Below are 25995 nucleotides of genomic sequence, written 5' to 3'. Positions count from 1 at the left end.
CCAATGTCTGGCTAACGCGTCGGACTGCCACATTATGCGGCGGAGCGACGTGACATTTTTGCTCCGCAAGCATCCGCGTTGTCACCAAACGGCGCGGGTCGAGCCCCTACGCCGCCGACGCCATTGGGCATTTGCCGGGCCGGGCGAGGAGTCCGCGATGTTGCTGCGCAGCAGAGCTTAGCGATGGCGATGGACGAGCCACAAGGAGATTTTCAGCCCTTGTGATTCGATTTGGAATCGGTATTATTTCGCCGCTGTAATTAGGACAGGGCTGCTGACCATTTTTGTCCGAGGCTTCAATCCGCCGAGCCCGATCGGCGGATCGATGTTGGAGCTTGGACGCGATGAATGGCGCCCGAGGGGGAGAATAGCGGCATGGACTCTGGCGGCGCGCGAAAAATCTCGCCTCGACAAGCGGATTTTTCTGATAGAGGGCTAGAGATGGCCGATCCCATTTCCCTTGACCCGACATCTCTCGGTTTGACCCATCTCGACCCGGGCCTGCCCGCCGAGCAAGGCCTTTATTCGCCGACCCGCGAACATGACGCTTGTGGGGTCGGCTTTGTCGCCAATCTCCACAATCAAAAATCGCACCAGATTATTGAGATGGGCCTCGAGATCCTCCGCAATCTCGATCATCGCGGCGCGGTCGGCGCGGATCCAAAGGCTGGCGACGGCTGTGGGATGCTGGTCCAGATTCCGCATCGCCTCTTCGCCGAAAAGGCGCGCGAGCTTGGCTTCGCCTTGCCGGAGGAAGGCGATTACGCCCTCGGCGCGCTCTTCTTGCCGCGCGATCGGGAAGGTCGCCGCATCGTCGAGGCGATCGTTGAAAAAACCATCGCCGAAGAGGGACAGATCTTCCTCGGCTGGCGCGACGTGCCGGTCGACCCGTCTTGTCTTGGCGAGAGCGTCAAGCCGACCGAGCCGGTCAGCCGGCAGATCTTCATCAAGCGCGGTCCGCATGTCGAGGATCGGGTCGCTTTCGAGCGCCGCCTTTTCATCCTGCGCAAGGTGATCTCGAACGCCGTCTATAATTTGCGCGATCCGCGCACCGCGGGCTTCTACCCGGTCTCGCTGTCCTCGCGCACCTTGGTCTACAAGGGCCTTCTGCTTGCGACCAAGCTCGGCGAATATTTCAAGGATCTGGCCGATCCCCGCTTCGAATCGGCGCTCTCGCTGGTGCATCAGCGCTTCTCGACCAATACGTTTCCGACCTGGTCGCTTGCGCATCCCTACCGTCTCGTCGCCCATAATGGCGAGATCAACACCTTGCGCGGCAACGTCAATTGGATGGCGGCAAGGCAGGCCTCGGTCGCCTCGGGTCTGTTTGGCAATGACATCAGCAAGCTCTGGCCGATTTCCTATGAAGGGCAATCGGACACGGCCTGCTTCGATAATGCGCTCGAATTCCTCGTCCAAGGCGGCTATTCGCTCGCCCATGCGATGATGATGCTGATCCCCGAAGCCTGGGCCGGCAATCCGCAGATGGACGAGGCGCGCCGCGCCTTCTACGAATATCACGCCGCCTTGATGGAGCCTTGGGATGGGCCGGCGGCTGTCGCCTTCACCGACGGCCGCCAGATCGGCGCGACGCTCGACCGCAACGGCCTGCGTCCGGCGCGCTATATCGTCACCGACGACGGGCTCGTCGTGCTGGCCTCCGAAGCTGGCGTCCTTCCGATCCCGGAGGAGCGGATCGTTGCGAAATGGCGCTTGCAGCCGGGCAAGATGCTGCTTGTCGATCTGGAGCAAGGCCGCATCATTTCCGACGACGAGATGAAGCACGCGCTTGCGACTTCGCATCCCTACGCCGAATGGCTGCGGCGCACGCAAATCGTGCTCGAAGACTTGAACATGGTCGAGCCGCGCGCGACGCGCACCGACGTGTCTCTGCTCGATCGCCAGCAGGCGTTCGGCTACACCCAGGAAGATCTGTCGCTTTTAATGTCGCCGATGGCTGTGACCGGCCAGGAAGCGGTCGGGTCGATGGGCACGGACACGCCGATTTCGGCGCTGTCCTCGATTTCGAAGCCGCTCTTCACCTATTTCAAGCAGAATTTCGCGCAAGTGACCAATCCGCCGATCGATCCGATCCGCGAAGATCTGGTGATGAGCCTCATCTCCTTCATTGGTCCGCGCCCGAATATTCTCGATCAGGAAGGAAATGCGAAGCGCAAGCGGCTTGAAGTCCGGCAGCCCATTCTCACCAATGGCGACCTCGAGAAGATCCGTTCGATCGGGCATTTCGAGGAGGCGTTCGAAACAAAGACCCTCGACATCACTTATGCGTCCGAGGCGGGCGCCGAGGGAATGGAGGAGGCGCTGACGCGGCTTTGCGATCGCGCCGATCACGCGGTGAACGGCGGCTTCAACATCATCATTCTGTCGGACCGCCTCGTCGGGCCTGACAGGATTCCGATTCCGGCGCTGCTCGCGACGGCGGCGGTGCATCATCATCTGATCCGCAAGGGCCTGCGCACCTCGGTCGGCCTCGTCGTCGAAACCGGCGAGCCGCGGGAGGTCCACCATTTCGCGCTTCTTGCGGGCTATGGGGCGGAGGCGATCAATCCCTATCTCGCCTTCGAGACCCTGTCGGCCATGGCGGACGAATTCCTTGAGGAAGTCGACGGCTACGAGGCCTGCAAGCGCTACATCAAGTCGATCGACAAGGGCCTGCTGAAGGTCATGTCCAAAATGGGCATTTCGACATATCAATCCTATTGCGGCGCGCAGATCTTCGACGCCATCGGCCTCGCGGAGGATTTCGTTCAGCGCTACTTCACCGGGACAGCCACGCGCATCGGCGGCGTGGGCCTGCGCGAGATCGCGCAGGAGAGCCTGCGCCGCCACAAGGACGCCTTCGGCGATGCGCCGATCTATCGCAACGCTCTCGACGTCGGCGGCGATTACGCCTTTCGCGTGCGTGGCGAGGCGCATTCCTGGTCGCCGCAATCGGTCACGCTCCTGCAGCACGCCGTGCGCGGCAATAATGAGGAGACTTATCGCGCCTATGCTGCGCTGTTGAACGATCAGGCCGAGCAGCCTTTGACCATTCGCGGCCTGTTCCGCATCAAGAGCGCGGAGGAGGACGGCCGCGCGAAAATCCCGCTTGAAGAGGTCGAGCCGGCCGCGTCGATCGTGCGGCGTTTCGCGACTGGCGCAATGTCCTTCGGCTCGATCTCGCGCGAAGCCCATACGACGCTCGCGATTGCGATGAACCGGATCGGCGGCAAATCGAACACCGGCGAAGGCGGCGAGGAATCCGATCGCTTCAAGCCATTGCCGAACGGCGATTCGATGCGTTCGGCGATCAAGCAGGTCGCCTCCGGCAGGTTCGGCGTGACGACGGAATATCTCGTCAACTCGGACATGATGCAGATCAAGATGGCGCAAGGCGCAAAGCCCGGCGAAGGCGGCCAATTGCCGGGCCACAAGGTCGACGCCGTGATCGCCAAGGTGCGCCATTCGACGCAAGGCGTCGGCCTCATATCGCCGCCGCCGCATCACGACATCTATTCAATCGAGGATCTGGCGCAACTCATCTTCGACCTGAAGAACGTCAATCCCGCGGCCGATGTCTCGGTCAAGCTCGTCTCCGAGGTCGGCGTCGGAACCGTCGCCGCCGGCGTCTCGAAGGGCCGGGCCGATCACGTCACCATTTCCGGATTCGAAGGCGGCACCGGCGCCTCGCCGCTGACCTCGATCAAACATGCCGGCAGCCCATGGGAGATCGGGCTCGCTGAAACCCATCAGACCCTTGTGCTGAACCGGCTGCGCGCGCGCATCGCGGTGCAGGTGGACGGCGGATTGCGCACAGGGCGCGACGTCGTCGTCGGCGCGCTCCTCGGCGCCGATGAATTTGGTTTCGCAACCGCGCCACTGATCGCCGCAGGTTGCATCATGATGCGCAAATGCCATCTCAACACATGTCCGGTCGGCATTGCGACGCAGGACCCGGTGCTGCGCAAGCGCTTCACCGGCCAGCCGGAGCATGTCATCAATTTCTTCTTCTTCGTCGCCGAGGAAGTGCGCCGCCTGATGGCCGAGATGGGCTATCGCCGTTTTGATGAAATGATCGGGCAGATGCAGATGCTCGACAAGCAGAAGGTCGTCGAGCATTGGAAGGCGCGCGGACTCGATTTCTCGAAGCTTTTTCACAAGCCGAAGGCGGCGCCGAATGACCCGATTTTCCATTCGACGAGTCAGGATCATGGGCTCGAGAAAGCGCTTGACCGCAAGCTGATTGCGGAAGCCAAGGCCGCGATCGAAACCGGCGCGCCGGTGCGGATCGAGACCGCGATCAACAACACGAACCGGACGACGGGCGCCATGTTGTCGGGCGAGATCGCGCGCCGCTACGGCCATGCCGGCCTGCCGGACGGGACGATCCATATCGCCGCCAAGGGGACCGCGGGACAAAGCTTTGGCGCTTGGCTCGCCGCCGGAGTTACGCTCGAGCTCGAGGGTCAGGCGAACGACTATGTTGGCAAGGGCCTGTCCGGCGGGAGGATCGTCATTTATCCGCCGGCCGCATCGCGGACCGCGCCGGAGCATTCGATCATCGTCGGCAACACGGCGCTCTATGGCGCGATTTCAGGCGAATGCTATTTCCGCGGCGTCGCCGGCGAACGTTTTGCGGTGCGCAACTCCGGCGCCATGGCGGTTGTCGAAGGCGTCGGCGATCACGGCTGCGAATATATGACCGGCGGAATTGTCGTCGTGATCGGCGAGACAGGGCGCAATTTCGCCGCAGGCATGTCGGGCGGCATCGCTTATGTCCTCGATGAGGATGACAGCTTCGCCGAGCGCTGCAATCTCTCGATGGTCGAACTTGAGCCGATCGCGGAAGAAGAGGAACTGATGCAGAAAAGCTATCATCAAGGCGGCGATCTCGACTCGCATGGGCGCGTCGACGTCATGGGCGACATGACGAGGTTCGACGCCGAGCGCCTGCATCAGCTGATCGCGAACCATGCGCGTTATACGGGCTCGGAGCGGGCGAAGCAGATCCTCGATCAATGGTGCGAATATAAGCGAAAGTTCCGCAAGATCATGCCGGTGGAATATCGGCGCGCGATCGAGCAAATGATGGCGGAGCAGGAGCAAACCATTCTCGCGACGGTTGGGATTTGATCGCACACACGGGGGTAGAAAGTGACCGGCGGGATGAGACGTCGGCGCCAGCCTTGAGGCGTGCCGGCGGCGTATATTTCCTTCCTTGACATCGCCGCAATTCCTCGATGTTCATAGGCGCGATCCCTCACGCCATGCCATCTTGGACGTGGGCGGAAGTTTCAATGCCGCTAGAGCATGTCTTTGAAAAAGTTGATCGACTTTTTCGATGGGGACATGCTCCAACTTTTTGAAATTGAGCGGGTCCTGATCGATCAAGTGATTTCATTTGATCGGGACGCGCTCTAAGGATCTTCCATGGGCAAAGTGACAGGCTTCCTTGAAATCGACCGGCGCGACCGACGGTATGCGCCGGCCTCCGACCGGATTCGCCATTACAAGGAGTTCGTGATCCCGCTTTCGGAGGAGGCGACTAAGGATCAGGCCGCGCGCTGCATGAATTGCGGCATTCCTTATTGTCACACGGGTTGCCCGGTCAATAATCAGATCCCCGATTGGAACGATCTCGTCTACCGGTCCGATTGGGAGGAGGCCTCGCGCAATCTTCATTCGACCAATAATTTTCCGGAGTTCACCGGCCGCGTTTGCCCGGCGCCTTGCGAGGCGTCCTGCACGCTGAACCTCACCGACAATCCGGTGACGATCAAGACGATCGAATGCGCGATTGTCGACCGCGCCTGGGCGAATGGCTGGCTGAGGCCGGAGATCGCCGACGTCAAGACGGGCAAGAAAATCGCCGTGGTTGGCTCGGGACCGGCCGGGCTCGCTTGCGCCCAGCAGCTCGCGCGCGCCGGCCATGACGTGCATGTGTTCGAGAAGAACGCCAAGCCCGGCGGTTTGCTGCGCTACGGCATTCCCGATTTCAAGATGGAGAAACATCTGATCGACCGGCGGATCGATCAGATGCAGGCGGAAGGCGTGAGCTTCCATGTGAGCGTCAATGTCGGCGTCGATCTCGACGCAGCGGCCCTGCTGTCGGACTTCGATGCGATCGTTCTCTCGGGCGGCGCGGAAAAGCCGCGCGATCTTCCCGTCCCCGGCCGCGATCTTTCGGGCGTGCATTTCGCCATGGATTTTTTGCCGCAGCAGAATCGGCGCGTCGGCAGGGAGCCGATTCATAGCAATGAGCCGATCCTTGCGGCCGCGAAGCACGTCGTCGTGATCGGCGGCGGCGACACCGGCTCGGATTGCATCGGAACTTCGCTGCGTCAGGGCGCGCTTTCGGTGACCCAGCTCGAAATCTTGCCGCAGCCGCCAGAAAAGGAAAACAAGCTTCTGACTTGGCCGAACTGGCCTTTGAAGCTGCGCACGTCCTCGTCGCAAGAAGAGGGCGCCAAACGAGAATTCTCGGTGCTCACAAGGGAATTGCGCGGCAAGGACGGCGTGGTCAAGAAGCTCGTTTGCGTGCATCTCGACGAAAATCTCAAAGAGATTCCGGGCAGCGCGTTCGAGCTCAAGGCCGATCTCGTTCTGCTCGCCATGGGATTCGTCTCGCCGGTCCATGAGGGGCTCTTGGAGAACCTTGGGGTGGCCTTCGATTCGCGCGGCAATGTCGCCGCGGACCAGGTGACCTATGCGACTTCGGTTCCCAAAATTTTTGTCTGCGGCGACATGCGGCGGGGGCAATCCCTCGTCGTCTGGGCGATCCGGGAAGGACGGCAGGCGGCGCGCTCCGTCGACGCCTTCCTGATGGGTTCGAGCCTCTTGCCTAGGTAAAGGAGGGCCGGGCGGGTCGGGCCGGCCGAGACGGATCGCTAAAGCACCACCACCCTGGCGCCGATCCCGACGCGTTGATAGAGATCGATCACGTCGGCGTTCATCATGCGGATGCAGCCGGATGAGACGGCCTTGCCGATGGTGTCCGGCTCATTGGTCCCATGAATGCGAAACAGCGTGTCCCTGTTGCCCTGGAACAGATAGAGCGCGCGCGCGCCGAGCGGATTTTCAAGGCCGCCGTCCATCTGCTCCGGCAAATCGGGCCGCCGCTGCAGCATTTCCTTCGGCGGAATCCAACGCGGCCATTCCGCCTTGCGGCCGACCCGCGCGACGCCTTTCCACTCGAATCCTTGGCGGCCCACGCCGATCCCATAGGCGATGGCGCCGCCGCCGGATTGCACGAGATATAAATGCCGCGACTGGGTGTCGATCACGATCGTGCCCGGAGGCTCACGGGTGGGGTTTTGCACGGTCGTGGCGGTTCTCGCGCGAAAATCGACTCCGAGCTCGAGATCCTGCTGATCATAGGCCGCATGATAGGATGAGTTGCGCGTCCGCGGTCCATAAGGGTCGCCGGGGGCGTATCCATATCCATAGGATGGCGCCGCGGGCTGGCCGTAAGCATAGGGGCTGCCGCGATAAGGCGGCGGCGGTGCGGCCGGAAAATAGTTCGGATAGGCCGGATAGTCGTAAGGCGGATAGGTGGGATAGATCTCATAGCCCGAGTAGTTTCGCCATTGCGCTAAGGCCGGCGTGGGTAGGGCGAGAAGCAATAGGCCTATTGCCGAAATGGCCAGGCTCGTCACGACAAGGCTCAGGACTGAACGACGCATCTTCAAGACTCGACTTTGCTTAAATTTTTAAACGTTCCCCCGCCCGCATGAAACATATCGGATGAAAGCGGCGAAAGCAGGAAAAAGCTTCGCGATCCATCCGGCAATCCCTCTGTATTGAAAACAAAGAAGGACCGATTCGGCGCGAGCCAGAACCGGTCCAGTTTTGCTTCCAACATTTGCTTCGGAGTTAAAGCACGATCACGGGCGCTCCGATTTTCACCCGTTGATAGAGATCGATCACATCGGCGTTGAGCAGGCGGATGCAGCCCGAGGACACTGCTTGGCCGATCGTGTCGGGTTCATTGGTTCCATGGATGCGAAACATCGTATCGCCATGGCCGTTATAAAGATACATGGCGCGAGCGCCGAGTGGATTGGCGATGCCGCCGGTCATAACCCGAGGAAGGTCGGGGCGGCGCTTCAACATGGCCGCAGGCGGCGTCCAGGTCGGCCATTCAGCGCGCCGCCCGATATAGGCGCGGCCCTGCCAAGCGAATCCGTCTCGGCCGACGCCGACGTCGTAGCGCATCGCGCGACCGCCCTCCATCGACAGATAGAGATAGCGGTTCTTGGTGTCTATCGTGATGGAGCCGACTCGCTCGCCGGTCGGATCGTTCACGATCGCGCGCGTCGAAAGGCTCTCGCGATTGAGTTCAGTCGGGAGGTTCGCCCGTTGAATGTGGCTCGGCTGCTGCGGCTGGCCCCCGAAAAGGCTCGAAAAGGCCCCGCCGTCGAAGGCCTGCGCGCTGGTCGCGAGAAGCGACGCGGCCGCCGCTGCCGCCAAAACATTGGACCTGGAAAAGCGGATCTGGAACATCAGGTAGCAACCCCGTTCGAAGCATTGTGTTTCTCTATCGGATGCCGAACGCACAAGCTGTGCGGTTTGTTCCATGAAAAAAACACAAAGCGGACGTTTTCCCGCCGTTCGCCAGCGCCGCGCCCTTAGTTTTGCGGTTCCCCCCATCGGGTGCGAAAATCCAAAATCCCGCCTTTTCGAATTCATGAGCCCTCGAGCGGGATCACGGTTCACATTCTCATCTCGTAATTGCCTATAGTGTTCGGGCTGCCTCTTCTGAGTGAGCCATGGTCCGGCGCCTGTCTTCTGGCTGCTCATTTGGGCGACGCCAATCTCTTCACGGCGTCGATTGGCTTCGGATCCTAGCGATCATCGCCATTTTAGAAGGGCTCAGCGCGCATTCCGGCGCGCTTGCTTTCATCTTCGCGCCAATATATATCGAATTTCGATGGCGAAACCCGATATAATCGGCTCAGGTCGAAAACGGAATGCAGCGAGCGGTTCGAAGGAAACAAGGTGGCCGCGCAGCTCGGCGCCTTCAGAGACCGCCAATCGCGAACTCTACGCCGGCCTCATACGCCTCCATGTGCTCCATCACGCGGTCAAGGAGCCGACCTATGGCTTTGCGATGATCGAAGAGTTGCGCCGACACGGATATGAGCTGAGTGCGGGCACGCTCTACCCGATCCTGCACGGCCTTGAGCGGAAGGGCTTGCTGAGGTCGGCCAAAGAGCGCGCCGGCGGCGCCGAACGCAGGGTCTACCGCGCGACGCCGGCGGGACGAAAGGCGCTCTCCGCCGCCAAGGCCAAGGTGCGCGAGCTGTTTGGTGAATTGTTCGAAGACGAAGGCGAGACATCATGAGCGGCGCCCCTCCTAGATACGGCGCCCCTCCTAGATACAAAGGCGGATCGGCTGACGAGAGCGCAAGGCTCCTCGCTACGCGCGCCCCATGCTCGCCCCGCCTAGCTTTTACACCTGCCCGAGGATTGAAGCCGTGACGATCGATCGCCGCTCCCTTCTCAAATATGCTGGACTGGCGCCCTTGACAGGCGTCGCGCCGCGGCTGGCGCGGGCCGCTGGCGACGTCGTTGCCGAGAAGGCGGACTACACGCTGCGCATCGGAACCGGCCTGGTCGAGTTGGCGCCGGACCACATCGTTTCGACCACCCTCTATAACGGCCAGTTTCCGGGACCGCTGCTACGGTTCGAGGAAGGGCGACGCGTCGTCGTAGATATCTACAATGACACCGACACGCCGGAGCTGGTCCATTGGCACGGCCAGATGATCCCAAGCGACGTGGACGGCGCGGCCGAGGAAGGTTCGCCTTTCGTGCCGGCGCACGACATGCGCCGGATCGCCTTCACGCCGAAGCCTTCGGGCTTCCGCTTCTACCACACGCATGTCGCAGCCGGGGGCGACCTGAATCGCGGCGCCTACACCGGTCAGGCCGGTCCGGTCTACATCGAACCGAAGAACAGTCCCGGGGCCTATGACCGTGAGGTCTTTCTGGTGTTGAAGGAGTTCGCGCCGGCCTTCAGCCGCGGCGGCGACATGGCGCTGGAGGCGCTTGCCGGCTCTCCCCTCAAAGACCTGCAACAGATGGGGGAAACGGCTGACGAAGAAGCGCGGGAAAAGACCAAGGGCTTCGAAGTCGGCTACGACCTGTTCGGCGTCAATGGCCGAATGCTCGGCCATGGCGAACCCATCCACGTGAAGCAGGGCGAACGGGTGTTGCTCCATGTTCTCAATGCGAGCGCGACCGAGATCCGCAGTCTCGCTCTGCCCGGGCACATATTCCGCATCGCAGCGCTCGACGGCAATCCGGTTCCGACGCAAGCGGAGGTTCCGGTGCTGTGGCTCGGCACGGCGGAGCGCATCTCGGCGATCGTCGAAATGAATCATCCGGGCGTTTGGGTCATGGGCAATCTCGCCGATGACGATCGTCGGCGCGGCATGGGCATTGTCGTCGAATATGCCGGCCAGAAGGGCAAGCCGCAATGGATCAAGCCGAAACCCTTCCGCTGGGATTACGTGCGATTCGGCAATGCGAGTGCTGCGTCAGCTTCGCCTGACGAGACGATCGAGATGACGATCCTCAAGCGCAACGCCGCGCTCAACGGCTTCAATCAATGGACCCTCAATGGCGAAGCCTTTTCGATGGAGACCCTGAAGCCGAGCTACACGGTGCAGAAGGGGCGCCGCTACCGGCTGAGGATTCGCAACGCGAGCGACGACATCCATCCACTGCACCTGCATCGGCATAGCTTCGAATTGACGCGCATCGGCGGCAAGCCGACCGCGGGCGTGATGAAGGACGTGGTGATGCTGGGCGGTTTTCAAGAGCTCGAATTCGACTTTGTGGCCGACAATCCGGGGCCGACGCTCTTCCATTGTCACCAGCAGCTGCACATGGACTTCGGGTTCATGGCGCTCTTCAACTATGCGTAGGCGGTCTGGGCGCATGGCTAGTGAAAGACCGAACACAAGATGACGATCGCCGCGCGCTCCGCCGCGACTAAGGACCGGCAACCAGGGTCGCCTCTCGAAGTTCTCCTTATCTTCCTCAAGCTGGGCGTCACCTGTTTCGGCGGACCGATCGCGCATCTCGGCTATTTCAGGGAAGAGTTCGTCGTGCGCCGCCAGTGGCTCGACGAACAAGCCTATGCGGATCTCGTCGCCTTGTGCCAGTTCCTGCCTGGACCGGCGAGCAGCCAGGTTGGATTTTCGATCGGTCTTCTGAGAGCCGGCTATCTCGGCGGGATCGCGGCCTGGACCGGGTTCACTCTGCCGTCGGCTATCGCCCTCGTGCTCTTCGCCTTTGGCTCGAGCCTGCTCCAAGGCGCCGTCGGCGGCGGGGTTCTGCATGGCCTCAAGCTCGTGGCGGTCGCGATCGTCGCCCAGGCGGTTTGGGGCATGGCGCAAATCCTGTGTCCCGACCGTGCGCGGGCGTCCATCGCCGTCACGGCGGCCGTGATCCTCTCCTTCAGCGCCTCGTCCGCGGCGCAGATCGCGACCATTGTCATGGGCGGCGCCGCAGGGCTGTGGCTTTGCCGCGTTGAGCCACAAGCTGGCGACGGTGAAGGGCGACTATCGACCCCGGTCTCGCGCCGCGCAGGACTTTCGGCGATCATCCTTTTCTTCCTGCTCCTTGGCGGCCTGCCGATCCTGGAAAAACTCGGCCACTCCCAGGCCGTCGCGCTCTTCGACGCCTTCTATCGTTCGGGAGCCTTGGTCTTCGGCGGCGGCCATGTCGTCTTGCCGCTGCTGCGCGAGGCTGTCGTGGCGCCGGGATGGATCAGCGACAATGTATTTCTTGCGGGCTATGGGGCGGCTCAGGCCGTGCCCGGGCCTCTTTTCACTTTCGCGGCCTATCTCGGAGCCGTGGCGGGGCCGTCGCCGAATGGAATAGCGGGCGCGGCGCTCAGCCTCATCGCGATATTCCTCCCCGGTCTGCTGGCGCTCATTGGCGTCTTGCCCTTCTGGGAGATTTTTCAACGCCGCGCTGGCGCTCAGGCGGCGATGCGCGGAATCAATGCAGCGGTCGTCGGCCTGCTCGGCGCGGCGCTCTACAGCCCTGTCTGGGTGAGCGCCGTTGCTACGCGCGCCGATTTCGCCCTTGCGCTCGTCGGCTTCGTCTTATTGACGGCGTGGCGGGCGCCGCCCCTCCTTGTCGTCGCCGTCGGCGCGCTCGGCGGCGTCGCCCTCGCCTTGAGCGCGTCGTGACGCGCGGCCTGGAGTGATCGACATGGAAAATAATCAGGCGAACCCCTTTGCGGCGGCTGCGCCGGATATTCCCCGCCGCTCCGCCATCTGGTTCGTCATTCTCCTCGGCCTCGTTAGCCTGTTCGCCGACGCAACCTATGAGAGCGCCAGATCGATCGTCGGGCCCTATCTCGCCGTTCTCGGCGCAAGCGGCGCCGTCGTCGGCGTCGCCGCCGGAGCCGGCGAGCTCGTCGGATATGGCGTTCGCCTGTTCTCCGGCGCGCTGACGGACAGAAGCCGCCGCTATTGGTCGATCACCATTATTGGATACGCCGTCAACCTTGCCGCCGTGCCCCTGCTGGCGCTCGCAGGAAATTGGCCGATCGCGGTCGGCCTGATGATCGCGGAGCGGACAGGCAAGGCGATAAGGACTCCCGCGCGGGACGCCATGCTCTCCCATGCAACCCATGCGACCGGTCGCGGCTGGGGCTTCGGCCTTCACGAGGCGATGGACCAGCTGGGCGCAATGGCGGGACCGCTGGCTTTGACCGTCGTCGTCGGCAGCGAGCAGGGATATCGCACCGGATTCGCGCTTCTGGCGATTCCGGCCACCCTCTGCCTTCTCGTTCTCGCCGCGGCCAGGTTTCTCTATCCGAACCCTCTCGCCCTCGAGGTCACCAAGACCGAGATCGCCGCCGCCAAGTTTCCGCGCGTCTATTGGATCTATCTCGTCGCGGCGGGGTTGATCGCCTTCGGCTATGTCGATTTTCCCTTGATCGCTTATCATTTCGAAAAAGCCGACGTCGTTCCAGACGTCTATATCCCGGTCTTCTATTCCGTAGCTATGGCGAGCGCCGCCGTCTCGGCTTTGGTCTTTGGCAGGCTTTTCGATCGAATTGGCCTTTGGGCCAATCTGATGGCCACCATCCTTGGGTCGCTTTTCGCGCTTCCGGTGTTTTATGGAGGATTCGCCTTCGCGCTCCTTGGCATGATCCTTTGGGGCGTCGGCATGGGCGCTCAGGAGTCGATTCTGCGCGCCTTTGTCGCCGAAATCGTCGCGCCGGAACGGCGCGGCCGCGCCTATGGGTTGTTCGGGGCCGTCTATGGCGTCGCTTGGTTCGCAGGCAGCGCCTTGATGGGCGTTCTCTACGATCACGCCTTGTCGGCGCTCATCGTCGTATCGGCGGCGTCACAGCTCGCGGCCGCGCTCGTCATTCTGACGATCAGGACGAAAGGCGGCGTCACGCTTCGCCATTGAGCTCGATCCTGACCGGCACATGGTCCGAGGGCTTATCCTCGCCCCGCAACTCCTTGTCGATCGTCACCTTGACGAGCCGGTCCGCCGCCTGCGGCGAAAGCAGCACATGATCGATGCAAATGCCTTTGTTGCGCTGCCACGCGCCCGCCTGATAATCCCAGAAGGTGTAGAGCCCGGCTGCGTCGGTCGTCGCGCGCAAGGCGTCAGTCAGGCCGAGATTGAGAAGCGTATGGAAACGCGCCCTGGTCTCGGGCAGGAACAAAGCGTCGCCCTCCCAGGCTGCGGGATCAAAGCAGTCGCGAGCCGATTCGATCACATTATAGTCGCCGGCGAGAACGAGCCGCTCTTCGAGCAATAAGAGCGACTTCGCATGGGCGATGAGGCGATCCATCCAGGCGAGCTTGTAGGCGTATTTGTCGGTCTGCGGCGGATTGCCGTTAGGCAGATAGATCGAGGCGACGCGGACGATTCCCGCGCCATTCGGCACGATCGCCTCGATATAGCGCGCATGGTCGTCATCGGGGTCGCCGGGGAGGCCGCGCGTGACTTCGATCGGCGCCTTGGCGAGAATGGCGACGCCGTTAAAACCCTTTTGGCCATGCACGGCGACATTATAGCCCTGCGCTTCGACTTCCGCGTGCGGGAAGGCCTCATCGACGCATTTCAATTCCTGCAGGCAAAGGACATCCGGACCGACTTCGCGCAAATAGCGCAAGAGATGCTCCGTCCTCTGCCGCACTGAATTGACGTTCCATGTCGCGATCTGCACGAAAAGCTCCTTTGGAGGGCGCAGGTTTCGCGGCGAGACTAGCAAACAATCCTGGGTTCAGCGACAGAGCTTTTCAAGGCCGCGGGAAGGACCCTCGGCGGTCGCGCGGGCGAGCGTCTTGCCGTCCTTGTCCAAAGCCTCGATCATCCAGACGTAGCGATGGCGCGCGCCGGGCGGCGAGCGCGGTCCGATATTCTGGATCGCGCCCTGCGGATCGCGTCCGCGGCTAATCGCGTAAGGGTGTCCTCGCGGTCGCTGAATTTGGCGTGCGAATGATCTTTCGCGGCGAATAGCGGCGAGCGTAGAACTTGTCTATTTCATGCGGGTCGCAACTATTTGGCCGATCAACTCGCGGCCCTCGCAACGCGTCGAATAGCCGCCGTGAAACGCGCCACAATTTTTCACGCATATCGGTCGCTCTCTCCACGAATCCTACAGCCCAGTTTGAGCCTCGAATTATGCTCATTCACTGGCGCGGAATAAAAATAGAATAGGAATCGCAACGTTAAATTACAGTTGCGGCGTTTAGCCTCTTACATAAATTTGTGGGCTCGTTCCGCCGCTTCCATCCGGGCAGTCAACCGAGCCTGCCACATCGAACCTTATGTTATTTGTGGCTCGCGAAAGTGCGAAGGGTCACACTTTGCGTTGCGGTTTGTACGTCGATCCCCGTTCGGAGCAAAAGATAGAGCACCGCGGCGTTCATGAGATGCCAGATAAAATGGGAGCCGAGTGGAGCTGCGGCGCAGATTGAACGATCGATCGTGCGAAAGACGACAGCGACGGCGAATATAGCCGCTGCGGCAAGCATGCCGCGGCGAAGGGCTTCGGCGCGCGCGGATGCGCCTATGGCGATCAAAGCAATGAGCGGCGGCAGATAGTCGCTTGAGCCGTTGAGGGCAGGGGGCGGCAACAGATAGGAAAGCGCGCGCGACGCCAGAGCAAAAACGATGAGGGTGAAGAAGACCGAGGCGAGCGAAAGCCGCAGAAATCGGCGCAAGGCGAGGAACAAATAGCCGTAGATGAACAGTGCGATGGGAATCACGTCGGCAAGCACGGCGCCGCGTGTGGCGATTGTGTGGAAGATGAACGAGCCAAGACCGACAAGGCCAGTTATGACAATGAGGGCGAGCGTCGCAGGATCGCGCGCGCCGCCCCCTCGCCAACGCATGTAAGCGGCGGCGGCGGCGAAGAGAAACGCGACATTCGTCAGCGCGTTTGCGGGCTCCGCCCAAAACGAGGGATCGGCGCGCTCGCAATAGAGATCGATTGGATCAGACCAGGACATTACAGGCAGCTCGCATTCATGATTGGGCGCACTCCGTCACGCTGGCGGAGAGATCCTTCAGAGTCTCGCGCATCTGCTCCAGCGCAAAGCCCAGCGCAAACAGTTGCTCAAGGGCGTCGCCGGACAATTCTCGCGTCACGCCGTCCCTACGCAGAGCGGCGATTTCCTTCGCGAAATTGTCGAGAGCAGCGTTCACAGCGGAGAGTGACGGCGCTTTGCGCCGGCCGATAAGAGAGGCGCCCGTCGCGCGCAAATAATCATCCGCGGTCTCGGCGATGCGCGTGAGCAAAGGGCCAAGTCGCGGCTGCACCGTCGCCGAGAGCGGCGTCGCTCCGGCCCGTCCGATCATGATGAGGTCATGGCGCAGCCTGAGGAGCGCGCGCGCCAATGGCTGTGGGTCATTTCGATCGGCGAAGCGGGTCATCCGTTCATGCCCGGCCTCTGTCGCGATCGCGTTAAAGCGGGCGAAGGCCTCGCCGATGCTTCTCTGGATTCGCTGAATCGTCGCCCGATCGGAGCCGCGCGTGAAGCCCGCGAACAGTCCATGCAGAGAGCTCGCCATGAGGTCGATCATGTCGGCTGCGGCTTCATTCGCCAAGACGTGAGCGCGCGCCGGCAAGACCAGGAAGGAAACCAGTAGCCCGATCCCGCCGCCGATCGCGACCTCGAACACGCGATAGGAGGCCGATGCGATCGGGCCGATATGGATGGCTCCTGATCCAAGAACCACAAGCACTGCGGTGAACGGCCCCACCCGAAAGTTGGGACTTATCGCCGCCAGCAATGCAAGCGGCGCAACTGCGAGGCCGAGAACGCCGAGGTATGATATTTCAGTGGTATGGGGAACGAGCGTGGCGATCGCGCCGGCGTAAAGCGCGCCGCCGAGCGTGCCGACGGAATATTCGACCGCGGCCTTTAATGAGCCGCCGACGCTCATTTGCGTCACGACGACCGCGGTCAATACGGCCCAAAGGCCGCCGAGGGGGATGTTCACGAATTGCGCGACGACAAAGGTCAGCGCGACGGCGACGGTCACGCGGACAGATAACCGCAATTGGGCTTTGCGCTCTCGGACCAGCGCTGCGGCCCATCTGAAAGCTTTTGCGATGCGGCTCATGCCGGGCCCCGGCTGCTGCAAAGCTCGTCGCCATGACTGCGAATGTCGAGAACCAAGCGTGCTCCGGCAATCGAGGGTTCGGCGGCCTACGGCGCCGCATTCGGCGTTACATATGCCGCGCTTCCGCTCTTCGCGCCAGAGCCTGGACCAATATATAGAAGCGTCGGCGCGCGTGTTTATTCGGGCGGGCAAAAGGGCAGAATGTCGTTCACCCATCCGATGATCTGCACAAAGGGCGCGCGAATCCCGGCTGAGTCGGCTGAGCCCTTTACGACCTCCTCTGAATGGCTGTGGCTATGGGAGCCGCTGACGGAGAATGGGCCCCAACCGACGGATGCGCCTGCGTCGATTAGGCTGTTCGCCTCTTTGAGCTCGGACGATGAGAACTCGCCGGCGATGGTGAGATTCTTGATCGCGAGGAGGGCTTGCGGGAGCAAGGGGAACAAGGTCCTCTCCTGCCCTATGCGAGAGCCGGAGGACAGCATGCCCTTCCTCACGGCCGTTGTCTGCCAGCCCGGCATGTTGAACAAAAGATCCGCGAGCCAGGGGCGTCGCTTCGCGACCTCCATCCGCCAGCCCGGCAGGCTGAACAGATGGCCGGCGAGCCAGGGCCGGCGAATGGCGATGAGCGCATATTGATAGGAGATCTTGATCGATTCGGCCGAGGCGTCGGACTGGAAGCTCGGGCTTGAAGACGAAGCGCGATCGCCCGCCGACCACAGGCCGACGGAGAAGCCGGCGCCATGGCAGTATTTCAAATAGTCGGAGTCTGAATTGACGGCGGCCGTTGCATTGTCGAAATGCGCGGTTGGCCAATTGTCGCTGACGCTTGGTTCGAGCCAATTGGGCGGCAGCAGCTGGGAATAGCGCCTCGGCTCGCCCTCGTCGAACTGCATCTTGTAACTGTCGAAGAGTTCGATGGCGTCGGCGAAGGCCCGCTTGACCTGTTCGGCGCTGGAGGATTCGATCGCGGCGAGCGCGCTTTCAATTTCATCGGCCTGGCCCGCGCGCCAAGCGCTCCAGGCCTGCTCCACCGCCGCCTGCAGCGAGGGCGCGCGCAGCGCCCAGTCGGCATCGAGCTTGGGATCGGCAATGGTCGCGGCATAGGCGCTGCGGAGCGCCGACGCCGCATTCCGATAAGCGGCCCGATTTATCTGATATGTTTGGTATGCTTGCGCCTGCTGAGGCGAAAAGCGACCCGAGACATTAGGGTTCGGGACCTTGGCGTTGAGAAAGTCGTAACCCCTTCTGTAGGCGTTCTTCGCGGCCTCGCTCGGCTGATCGTCGGCGGTAATGACGGCGCGCAACACCTGCTCATAGAGCTCGGAGACCTTGGCGCGGCCGGGCGTATGGCGGGCGCAGAAAATGGGCGCTTCGTCGGCGAGGTCTGAGATATTGTCTGCGGCGTCGCGGCTGCCATTTGGATCGCACAGAGTCCAAGCGTCGGCGAAACTTTTCGGCTCTATGATGCGGCCGCGCGGCTCCAGCGTGAAGAAGATCTTCGCGGGGTCGAAGGCCGCCCTGCCGCCGTCGCCTTGGGTAAGGGTATCGAAGATGCGGTCATAAAGGCGGTGAACAAGCACGTCGGAGTCTTGCTCGTTCATCGGAGGGCCTCGCGACGCATTTTTCTCTTTTAGCGTAGGCGCGCCTGCGCAATGCCGTCAAGCGTTCATGGCGATGCGACGCCCAAACTGATGGCCAAGCTCGAATGTCGCCGGCAACAGGAGTAAGGATAATCCTGTCAAAGGCTAGGGCGCGAGGCTCGCAGCGGCGCGGCAGTCGACCCACGGCCTCAGCCTTTGGGCGGCGCGGCGGGACGCGGCGGACAGAATCTGGACTTCAGTCATGCGGCCGCTCCTGCATCCGACCTTGCTCAACGGACGCTTCGGCGATCCGGCGCTCTATGTCGAGACGCTCTTCGAGAAACACGCCATTCTGTTCGATCTTGGCGATATCAGCGCTCTCCCGCCGCGGAAGATCCAGCGCATTGAGCATGTCTTCGTCTCGCATGCGCATATCGACCATTTCATCGGATTTGATCGTCTGTTGCGCGTCTTGGCGGGGCGGGAAAAGCAAATCAATTTATACGGCCCGCCTGGATTCATCGATCGCGTAGGCCACAAGCTGCAAGCCTATCAATGGAACCTCGTCGATCGTTGTCCTTACGATCTCGTCTTCCTCGTCACAGAGATCGGTCCGGGCGACGACGCGCGCGCCAGTCGCTTTCGCCTCAAGACAGCCTTCGCCATGGAGGACATGGGGCGCGCGCCAGTTGTCGATGGCGTGATATTCAGCGCCCCGACCTACAAGGTTTCGGCGGCGACGCTCGAGCACCGCATTCCTTGCCTCGGCTACTCCATCGAGGAGATGGCGCATGTCAATATCTGGAAGAGCCGGTTGACGGAGCGTGGGCTTCCGGTCGGGCCATGGCTGCACGCGTTCAAGCAAGCCGTCGTCGAGAACAAGCCGGACAATTTTCTGATTCATGTCGACGAGCGATCGGAGACGAGCCGCCTCGCATTTCCGCTCGGCGCTTTGCGCGATGCGCTGACCGTAACGGCGGGTCAAAAAATCGTCTATGTCACGGACGTCTCGGACACGCCGGAGAACGGAAAAGCGATCGTCCGGCTTGCCCAGGGAGCCGATCTCTTCTTTATCGAGGCGACCTTCGCCAAAGCCGATGCAAAGCTCGCCGCTGACCGCGCGCATCTGACGACCGAGGCGGCTGGCCGCCTCGCGCGCGAGGCAGGCGCGCGGCGGGTCGAGCCATTTCACTTCTCGACGAGATACGAAGGCCATGAAAGTGAAATGGTGGCCGAGGTCATGGCCGCCTTTGCCGGCGCTGACGCAATGCCCAGCGGTTCGGTGCGGAGACTAACGTGAGATTGGAAGAGTTGGGCGAGGAAGCCCCGGAAGCATGCGCCATTTGATCCAAATCATAGCTTTAGGCCTCTCGCGGGGTGCATGAGTTGATTGGCGGATAAACTTAGAGACAACATGCGGCCGAAAAAATGGGCCAGCCGCGAGACGAGCGCAGGGCCGGCGGCCCTTATCGGCTTGCGGCGCCTTCCGCCTCGAGGATGTTCGCTGACAGGAGAAATGAATGACCGGCTTCACGTTTTCCGCCGAACAGGTGAAATCGGCTCCGCCCGAGGTGCGGCGCTGGATCGAGAGCGAAATCAGCAAGGCGCTCGGCGTGTCGGCCGCCGCCCCGGCCAACCCATCGAAGATGGAGGAGAGCGCGCTCGCCATATGCGCGGCCGATGAAATCGCGGAGCTCTTCAAGCTCATCTCCGGCAATTTTTTCGTCATGCAGGTCCTGTTCGAGCTGGGACGTGAAACGCCCGTCAGTCACGCCGAGGCGCCGCTCCATTCCTTCAGTCTCGGAGAGATGTTGCGTCACGCGCAACTCGCGGATGGCAATCAGCTTTTCGAGTGTTTCGATGTGATCAACCGGGCCTTGCAAAAAATCCGAAATGATCCGAACGCCTCGGTGTTCGCCTTTGACGAAGCAAGCCATGTCTATATCCATGAGACCACCTATCGCAGCATTCGGCAGGTGTGGGGGCAATTGGTTCTCGCGCATTCATTGGCCGGGAAGAGCCAACCGACCGATACGGGAAACGCGGCGTCGTTCGGTCTGCCGCCTATTCGGGCGGAGCCCTACGAGCCCATCATGCAGCCCGAACACGCCTTCGCAGGCCCGAAAGCCGGAGCAATTTAGCGTCAAGGGCGCGACGGGCGCGCAGGCTCGGACCGAAGCGTCCCTCTTCAGTTTTTCAAATCCGCGATCGGACCGATAGGCAAGGCGCATGGAACGTGACATCACGCTGAATTGGATGTGGTCGGAGGCCTGCGAGACGCTGGTCCGCGCCGAGCGCCTGCATCGTGCGTTCTTCAGGCCGGTCCGAAGGGCGTCGCGCTTGCCCGCCTGGGAGCCGCCCGTCGATATCTTGGAAACCGAGCGCGAGGTTCTCGTGCTCGTCGCTTTGCCGGGAGTCAGCGCCGATCGGGTCGAAGCAACGATCGAGGGAGCTGAGCTGGTCTTCGCGGGCGTTCGCGTGCTTCCCGCCGAGCTGGAGACCGCGGTCATTCATCGTATGGAGCTTCCGCAAGGGTCGTTCGAGCGCCGCGTCCGGCTCCCGCCAGGGACTTATAGCGCCATCCGCCGCTCCGTCGTCGACGGTTGTCTCCTGATCACCCTCCAGAAAGCAGGCGCATTCCGTGGCTGACATGGATTTACCCGGCGCGTCAAAAGAGGGCGCAACAAAGGCGGGCGCGCCGGCGTCGGCGCTGCCGCCTGATGCGCTGATCATCATTCCGGTTCGCAACCTCGTCTTGTTCCCGGGACATGTGGCGCCGATCACAGTCGGTCGCGAGCGCTCGGTCGCCGCCGCCCAGCAGGCCGTGCGTGATCAGCGCCAAGTCGGCATTCTGATGCAGCGCAGTCCAGAGACGGCGGATCCCACGTCAATCGACCTGCATCGGATCGGCTGCGTCGCAAACATCATTCGTTATGTCACGGGGGCCGATGGCGCGAATCATTTGATCTGCCAGGGCGATCAGCGGTTCCAGATCGTTGAGTTCCTCTCCGGCTGGCCGTTCTTCGTCGCCCGCGTTCTGCGCATCCCGGAGCCGGACGGCCGCTCGGCCGAGATCGAGGCGCGCTTCCTCCATTTGAAGGCGCAGGCGATAGAGGCGATGCAGCTTTTGCCGCAGGCTCCCGAGGAACTGCTGACTGCGATCCAGTCTGTCGACTCGCCCGCCGCGCTGGCTGATCTCGCGACCGCCTATATCGACATTAAGCCAGAGGAAAAGCAGGAAATTCTCGAGACCGTCGACCTCGTGGCGCGCATGGAGAAAGTCTCGCGCATGCTCTCGCACCGCATCGAAATCCTGCGATTGTCGCAGGAGATCGGCCGGCAGACTAAAGCCGCCCTCGACGAGCGTCAGCGCGAGGTTCTGCTTCGCGAGCAAATGGCGGCGATCCAGCGCCAGCTCGGCGAGGGCGAAGCCGGCAAGGCCGAAGAGATGGCCGAGCTGAGCCAGACGATCGCCAAGGCGAATATGCCGAAAGAGGTCGAGGACGAAGCGCGCAAGGAGCTGCGTCGGCTGCAGCGGATGCCTGAAGCCGCGGCCGAATATGGCATGATCCGGACCTATCTCGATTGGCTGATCGGGCTGCCCTGGAGCCTGCCCGAGGAAACGCCGATCGACATTGTCGAGGCCCGGCGCATTCTTGACGAAGACCACTACGGGCTCGAAAAAATCAAGCGCCGCATCATCGAATATCTCGCCGTCCGCAAGCTCGCGCCGCGCGGCAAAGCGCCGATCCTGTGCTTTGTGGGGCCTCCAGGCGTCGGCAAGACCTCGCTCGGCCAATCCATCGCGCGCGCGATGAAGCGAAAATTCGTGCGGGTGAGCCTCGGCGGGGTCCATGACGAGGCGGAGATTCGCGGCCATCGCCGCACCTACATCGGCGCCTTGCCCGGCAACATCATCCAGGCGATCCGCAAGGCCGGTTCGCGCAATTGCGTGATGATGCTCGACGAGATCGATAAGCTCGGCGCCGGGATTCATGGCGATCCGGGGGCCGCGCTGCTCGAAGTGCTTGATCCTGAGCAGAACAGCACATTTCGGGACAATTACCTAGGCGTCCCGTTCGATCTCAGCCGTGTGGCCTTCATCACGACCGCCAATATGCTCGACACAATTCCGGGGCCCCTGCGCGACCGCATGGAGATCATCGGCCTCGCCGGCTATACGGCGGACGAAAAATTCCAGATCGCGCGCCGCTATCTTCTGTCGCGGCAGATGGAGGCGAATGGCGTTCAGCCCGGGCAAGTCGAAATCGCGGACGACGCGCTGCGCGACATCATTCAGCTTTACACGCGCGAGGCGGGCGTCCGAAACCTGGAGCGCGAGATCGGCAAGGCGCTCCGACATGCAGCCGTGCGCATAGCGGAAGGGCAAGGCGGGCCGATCCATATCGCGCGCGAAGATCTCGCCGCCATTCTTGGGCCGCCGCAGTTTGAGAGCGAACTCGCCATGCGCACGAGCGTGCCAGGCGTGGCGACGGGGCTCGCCTGGACGCCGGTCGGCGGCGACATATTGTTCATCGAAGCGACCCGCGCGCCGGGGAGCGGCAGGCTCATCCTCACTGGCCAGTTGGGCGAGGTCATGCGGGAAAGCGCCCAGGCCGCGCTCAGCATCCTCAAAAATCGCGCTGGATCATTTGGCGTCGAGCCGAGCGGATTTGAAAAGACCGACATCCACATACATGTGCCGGCGGGCGCCACCCCGAAAGACGGACCGAGCGCCGGCGTCGCCATGTTCATGGCGTTGGTTTCGCTGATGACCGGACGCACGGTGCGCAATGATACGGCCATGACGGGCGAGATCAGCCTGAGGGGCCTCGTGCTCCCGGTCGGCGGAATAAAGGAGAAAGTCATCGCCGCCCACAGGGCTGGCATCAAGCGCGTCATGTTGCCGGCGCGCAATCGAAAGGATTTCGAGGATATTCCCGAAGAGGCGCGCAAGGAGCTGGAATTCGTCTGGCTCGAACGGGTTGACGAGGCGGTGTCCGTCGCCCTTGAGCCCGAGGCGCGGACAAGCGCTTCCGCCCCCGACAAGACGATTCGCCATCTGGCCGACAACGAGGCGCAGGCGGGGTCCTGAGAGGCGGTCGCATCCGGTCCGGCGCGTCGAATGAAAATAGTCAATTTGCGTCTTCGCCTCCCATTGACATGAACATGCGCATATTGCGATCTCAGGCTAAGCTGAACCCGCGCTTGGCCGCGCTTTCTCACGCTTGGGTGATTCAAATGGGACTTGAACTCGGGAAGCGGGCAAAATGGGCGCTCGCGGGCGTTTCTCTGGCATGCGTCTCACTCAGCGCCGCGTCGACTTCCGCCTCGGCTGCGGGCGTCGATCTCGATCTTATTTGCAGCGGGAACAGCTACCAGAAGGACGGGCCGTTTCCGTCCGTCGAGACGGCCTCCCTCAAGCTTTCGGGGAAAAAGCCGGTCTTGATTGGGCTCCCCGGCTCGGATCAGCCGGTTAAGGCGCGCACCATCGCAAACAACGCCATCCAATTGAAATTCGCGTCCGGCAACGTCACCGCGGAATATTTCTATTTCACCGGCGACTTGTTTCTCATCCGCGCCGACGGGCGCTTCACCAAGCTCCTCTGCAAGCCGGCCTGAGAGGGCGCTCTGGGCGGGGCCGCCCGTCATGGCGGCCAGCCGTCACGGACAGCGAACGCCCCGTTGATGGAACGCGCAAAATGAGTCAACCTTCGCCAGAGCTGGGATAAGCAAGGACGCGCGTCAAGGGTTCGACGCGCGGTCAGTTCGACTTGGCCAGGAATGACCTAAAAAGGGCGCCTGGCCATTCGCGGCGGCGTTGCGGCCCAGTTGCTTGAGGGGAGGCGGCATCGAAGCGATGAGCATCGAATCCACGATTTTGTTCATTGCCGATGCTTGCCCTGAGCTTCGCGCGGCGGCGGAGGCCCTGGCGCGGGAGCCGGATTACCGCGTCATCATGGCGGCGCGGGACGGCGAAGCGGCGGACGTGCTCAACGACGCGCATGTCGATTTGATCCTCGCTGATGTCGAAAGCGCGGATTTTGACATTGTCGCTTTTCTGTCGCGGTTGCGCTTCACGCATCCCGACCTGGTGCGGATTCTTCTTGTCGGCGGCGAGCCGGGCCTGCGCCTGAGCGAAGCGCTCGCGCGCACCGCGGCCTACCAATATTTGACCAAGCCCTTGCAGGCGGAACAGGCCTGCCTCGTCGTCAAGCGCGCTTTGGAGACTCGAGAGCTCGCCCGGCGTCACCGCCGGCTTGTCCGCGAGCTCAAGATCGGCGACGATTCCACCTTCCTGCATGGCAAGCCCGACGGCGTCGCGAAAGGCGAAGCCTCGCATTTCGAGCGCCTGGTCTACGCCAGCGAAGCGATGTCGGAGCTCTGCGGCCTCGCCCGCGAGGTCGCCCGCACGGATTTGCCGATCCTCATTGAAGGCGAGACGGGAACCGGCAAGGAATTGCTCGCGCGCGCCCTGCATTTCCATTCCCGCCGCTCGTCGAGCCCTTTGATGGTGCAGAACTGCGGCGGCGTCCGCGATGAGCTTTTGCATTCCGAGCTTTTCGGTCATAAGCGCGGCGCTTTTACGGGCGCTGTCAGCGATCGCCTCGGCCTGTTTCGCGCCGCGGATGGCGGGACCGTATTTCTCGACGAGATTTCCGAAATCTCGCCATCGTTTCAGGTCAGCTTGCTGCGCTTTCTGCAGGAAGGCGAGGTCAAGCCACTCGGCTGCGACCAGACCATGCACGCGAATGTGCGCATCATCGCCGCCTCCAACAAGCCCTTGAAGCAATTGGTCAAGGCCGGCCAGTTTCGCGAGGATCTCTACTTTCGCCTGAAAGGCTTCGATCTTGAAGTGCCGCCCTTGCGGGCGCGGCCCGCCGACATTCCTGTGCTGACTGAGTTCTTCGTGCGCAAGCACGGCGGCCTTCTCAGCAATCGCGTGCTCGGCGTCTCCAATGACGTGATCGAAATCTTCAAGGCCTATCGCTTTCCGGGCAATGTGCGCGAACTCGAGAATGAAGTGCGGCGCATGGTGGCGCTGGCGAAGGACGGCGAATATTTGACGCGGCGCCACTTGTCGCCGGCCCTGGCGACGCTGCGCGCGTCGGCCAATGATCGGCTGGCGCTGAAGCCGGACGGCAGGACGTTGAAAGAAATGGTCGAATCTCTCGAGGGGCAGTTGGTCCGCCAGGTGCTCGAGAAGTGCCGCTGGAACCAGAGCAAGGCCGCGCGGGAATTGGGCCTGTCGCGCGTGGGATTGGCGAACAAAATTCGCCGCTACGCTCTGGCTGATGGCATGACGCGAGCGGGCTGATCCGCCGCCCATCGTGAAGCAAAAGGCTTATTGCAGCCGCAGGCCTTATCGAGCGGTCGGCGCCGCCCTATTTTGCCGCGATCCATTGTTCCTGCGCGAGGGTTTGAGAATGGACGGGCAAGACGACGACGCAGAGAAAGCCGCCGAAGTCCTGCGATTTCCGCTCTCGCGGACGACGCCTTCGGGGAGCGCCAGCGGCTTCGCCGATCTCGGCACCGGCGCCATGGCGCGGCATCTTGGAATGCGAAAGAGCCAAATGACCGGCCATTGGTGCAGCCGTTGCCGGGGCGTCTGGTTCGGCTACGCCCTTGAAGTTGAATGTCCTCGTTGCGGCAATCGCCACGGATGATGCGGCGAAAGACCTATTTGCTATCTGCAAAGTTAGTTTTCAATTGTATATAAAGTTGATATGCACTGACGGTTCTGTGATTTCGTCATTCTCCATAAAGAGCTGAATTTTAGAAGGCTTCCAGGATA

At 62.1% G+C, this 25995-nt stretch carries 19 protein-coding genes; 13 read left to right on the top strand and 6 right to left on the bottom strand.

Annotation, left to right across the window (positions count from 1 at the left end):
* Positions 1–441: 441 nt before the first annotated feature.
* Complete coding sequence (gltB, locus tag RZS28_RS05270; protein WP_407340286.1) at positions 442–5133, top strand: glutamate synthase large subunit; 4692 nt, start codon at positions 442–444, stop codon at positions 5131–5133.
* A 297-nt stretch (positions 5134–5430) separates the two neighbouring features.
* Entirely contained in the window at positions 5431–6849 is a 1419-nt protein-coding gene (locus tag RZS28_RS05265) for a glutamate synthase subunit beta (RefSeq protein WP_407340285.1), read from the top strand.
* Positions 6850–6887: 38 nt separating this feature from the next.
* Here RZS28_RS05265 and RZS28_RS05260 read toward each other — a convergent pair whose 3' ends face one another.
* Positions 6888–7682, bottom strand: a complete 795-nt coding sequence (locus RZS28_RS05260) for a L,D-transpeptidase (protein ID WP_407340284.1) — start codon at positions 7680–7682, stop codon at positions 6888–6890.
* Positions 7683–7872: 190 nt separating this feature from the next.
* Positions 7873–8502 carry a L,D-transpeptidase gene (locus RZS28_RS05255; protein WP_407340283.1) on the bottom strand — a complete coding sequence of 210 codons (630 nt, stop codon included), beginning with the start codon at positions 8500–8502 and terminating at the stop codon, positions 7873–7875.
* A gap of 553 nt (positions 8503–9055) precedes the next feature.
* Between RZS28_RS05255 and RZS28_RS05250 the strand changes: the two genes are divergently transcribed.
* The 4 genes from RZS28_RS05250 (at position 9056) to RZS28_RS05235 (ending at position 13443) form a co-directional block, all read left to right on the top strand.
* On the top strand, positions 9056–9343 hold the full coding sequence (locus RZS28_RS05250; RefSeq protein ID WP_407341050.1) for a PadR family transcriptional regulator: 288 nt from the start codon (positions 9056–9058) through the stop codon (positions 9341–9343).
* A gap of 88 nt (positions 9344–9431) precedes the next feature.
* Complete coding sequence (locus RZS28_RS05245; protein ID WP_407340282.1) at positions 9432–10931, top strand: multicopper oxidase family protein; 1500 nt, start codon at positions 9432–9434, stop codon at positions 10929–10931.
* A gap of 39 nt (positions 10932–10970) precedes the next feature.
* Entirely contained in the window at positions 10971–12206 is a 1236-nt protein-coding gene (chrA, locus tag RZS28_RS05240; RefSeq protein WP_407340281.1) for a chromate efflux transporter, read from the top strand.
* A 22-nt stretch (positions 12207–12228) separates the two neighbouring features.
* Positions 12229–13443 carry an MFS transporter gene (locus RZS28_RS05235; RefSeq protein WP_407340280.1) on the top strand — a complete coding sequence of 405 codons (1215 nt, stop codon included), beginning with the start codon at positions 12229–12231 and terminating at the stop codon, positions 13441–13443.
* Here RZS28_RS05235 and xth read toward each other — a convergent pair.
* The 4 genes from xth to RZS28_RS05215 all read right to left on the bottom strand — a co-directional run bounded on the left by xth (position 13427) and on the right by RZS28_RS05215 (position 18221).
* Complete coding sequence (xth, locus tag RZS28_RS05230; RefSeq protein WP_407340279.1) at positions 13427–14212, bottom strand: exodeoxyribonuclease III; 786 nt, start codon at positions 14210–14212, stop codon at positions 13427–13429. The two genes, RZS28_RS05235 and xth, sit on opposite strands and share 17 nt — an antisense overlap.
* Positions 14213–14819: 607 nt before the next feature.
* Positions 14820–15500, bottom strand: coding sequence for a ceramidase domain-containing protein (locus tag RZS28_RS05225; protein ID WP_407340278.1), 681 nt, complete (start codon positions 15498–15500; stop codon positions 14820–14822).
* A 16-nt stretch (positions 15501–15516) separates the two neighbouring features.
* Positions 15517–16617: an FUSC family protein gene (locus RZS28_RS05220; RefSeq protein ID WP_407340277.1), complete on the bottom strand. Its 1101-nt coding sequence runs from the start codon at positions 16615–16617 to the stop codon at positions 15517–15519.
* Between the two features lie 176 nt (positions 16618–16793).
* Positions 16794–18221: a hypothetical protein gene (locus RZS28_RS05215; protein WP_407340276.1), complete on the bottom strand. Its 1428-nt coding sequence runs from the start codon at positions 18219–18221 to the stop codon at positions 16794–16796.
* Positions 18222–18462: 241 nt separating this feature from the next.
* On the opposite strand from RZS28_RS05215, the gene RZS28_RS05210 reads away from it, so the two are divergent.
* From RZS28_RS05210 to RZS28_RS05180, 7 genes are all read left to right on the top strand, one after another.
* The gene (locus RZS28_RS05210) at positions 18463–19500 is read left to right on the top strand and encodes an MBL fold metallo-hydrolase (RefSeq protein WP_407340275.1); all 1038 of its coding nucleotides are present in this window, start codon (positions 18463–18465) and stop codon (positions 19498–19500) included.
* A gap of 220 nt (positions 19501–19720) precedes the next feature.
* Positions 19721–20341 (top strand): hypothetical protein, encoded by a 621-nt coding sequence (locus RZS28_RS05205; RefSeq protein WP_407340274.1) that lies wholly within the window; start codon positions 19721–19723, stop codon positions 20339–20341.
* An 88-nt stretch (positions 20342–20429) separates the two neighbouring features.
* On the top strand, positions 20430–20849 hold the full coding sequence (locus tag RZS28_RS05200) for an Hsp20/alpha crystallin family protein (protein ID WP_407340273.1): 420 nt from the start codon (positions 20430–20432) through the stop codon (positions 20847–20849).
* Position 20850: 1 nt separating this feature from the next.
* Positions 20851–23295 (top strand): endopeptidase La, encoded by a 2445-nt coding sequence (gene lon / locus RZS28_RS05195; protein ID WP_407341049.1) that lies wholly within the window; start codon positions 20851–20853, stop codon positions 23293–23295.
* A gap of 146 nt (positions 23296–23441) precedes the next feature.
* On the top strand, positions 23442–23822 hold the full coding sequence (locus RZS28_RS05190; RefSeq protein ID WP_407340272.1) for a hypothetical protein: 381 nt from the start codon (positions 23442–23444) through the stop codon (positions 23820–23822).
* 238 nt (positions 23823–24060) lie between these two features.
* On the top strand, positions 24061–25518 hold the full coding sequence (locus RZS28_RS05185) for a sigma-54 dependent transcriptional regulator (RefSeq protein ID WP_407340271.1): 1458 nt from the start codon (positions 24061–24063) through the stop codon (positions 25516–25518).
* Positions 25519–25627: 109 nt separating this feature from the next.
* Positions 25628–25867: a hypothetical protein gene (locus tag RZS28_RS05180; RefSeq protein ID WP_407340270.1), complete on the top strand. Its 240-nt coding sequence runs from the start codon at positions 25628–25630 to the stop codon at positions 25865–25867.
* Positions 25868–25995: the final 128 nt, after the last annotated feature.

This window comes from Methylocapsa polymorpha, from assembly GCF_045689225.1.
In the GTDB taxonomy this organism is placed as follows: Bacteria; Pseudomonadota; Alphaproteobacteria; order Rhizobiales; family Beijerinckiaceae; genus Methylocapsa; species Methylocapsa polymorpha.
Note: the sequence above shows the minus strand (reverse complement) of the source record. Positions and strands in the feature narration are given on the sequence as shown.

Coding starts and splice junctions, on each gene's coding strand:
- RZS28_RS05205 (WP_407340274.1), top strand. CDS start 19,721: ATGACCGGCTTCACGTTTTCCGCCGAACAGGTGAAATCGGCTCCGCCC.
- RZS28_RS05245 (WP_407340282.1), top strand. CDS start 9,432: ATGCTCGCCCCGCCTAGCTTTTACACCTGCCCGAGGATTGAAGCCGTG.
- RZS28_RS05200 (WP_407340273.1), top strand. CDS start 20,430: ATGGAACGTGACATCACGCTGAATTGGATGTGGTCGGAGGCCTGCGAG.
- gltB (WP_407340286.1), top strand. CDS start 442: ATGGCCGATCCCATTTCCCTTGACCCGACATCTCTCGGTTTGACCCAT.
- RZS28_RS05210 (WP_407340275.1), top strand. CDS start 18,463: ATGCGGCCGCTCCTGCATCCGACCTTGCTCAACGGACGCTTCGGCGAT.
- RZS28_RS05255 (WP_407340283.1), bottom strand. CDS start 8,502: ATGTTCCAGATCCGCTTTTCCAGGTCCAATGTTTTGGCGGCAGCGGCG.
- chrA (WP_407340281.1), top strand. CDS start 10,971: ATGACGATCGCCGCGCGCTCCGCCGCGACTAAGGACCGGCAACCAGGG.
- RZS28_RS05215 (WP_407340276.1), bottom strand. CDS start 18,221: ATGAACGAGCAAGACTCCGACGTGCTTGTTCACCGCCTTTATGACCGC.
- RZS28_RS05260 (WP_407340284.1), bottom strand. CDS start 7,682: ATGCGTCGTTCAGTCCTGAGCCTTGTCGTGACGAGCCTGGCCATTTCG.
- RZS28_RS05265 (WP_407340285.1), top strand. CDS start 5,431: ATGGGCAAAGTGACAGGCTTCCTTGAAATCGACCGGCGCGACCGACGG.
- RZS28_RS05185 (WP_407340271.1), top strand. CDS start 24,061: ATGAGCATCGAATCCACGATTTTGTTCATTGCCGATGCTTGCCCTGAG.
- lon (WP_407341049.1), top strand. CDS start 20,851: ATGGATTTACCCGGCGCGTCAAAAGAGGGCGCAACAAAGGCGGGCGCG.
- RZS28_RS05235 (WP_407340280.1), top strand. CDS start 12,229: ATGGAAAATAATCAGGCGAACCCCTTTGCGGCGGCTGCGCCGGATATT.
- RZS28_RS05220 (WP_407340277.1), bottom strand. CDS start 16,617: ATGAGCCGCATCGCAAAAGCTTTCAGATGGGCCGCAGCGCTGGTCCGA.
- RZS28_RS05190 (WP_407340272.1), top strand. CDS start 23,442: ATGGGACTTGAACTCGGGAAGCGGGCAAAATGGGCGCTCGCGGGCGTT.
- RZS28_RS05180 (WP_407340270.1), top strand. CDS start 25,628: ATGGACGGGCAAGACGACGACGCAGAGAAAGCCGCCGAAGTCCTGCGA.
- RZS28_RS05225 (WP_407340278.1), bottom strand. CDS start 15,500: ATGTCCTGGTCTGATCCAATCGATCTCTATTGCGAGCGCGCCGATCCC.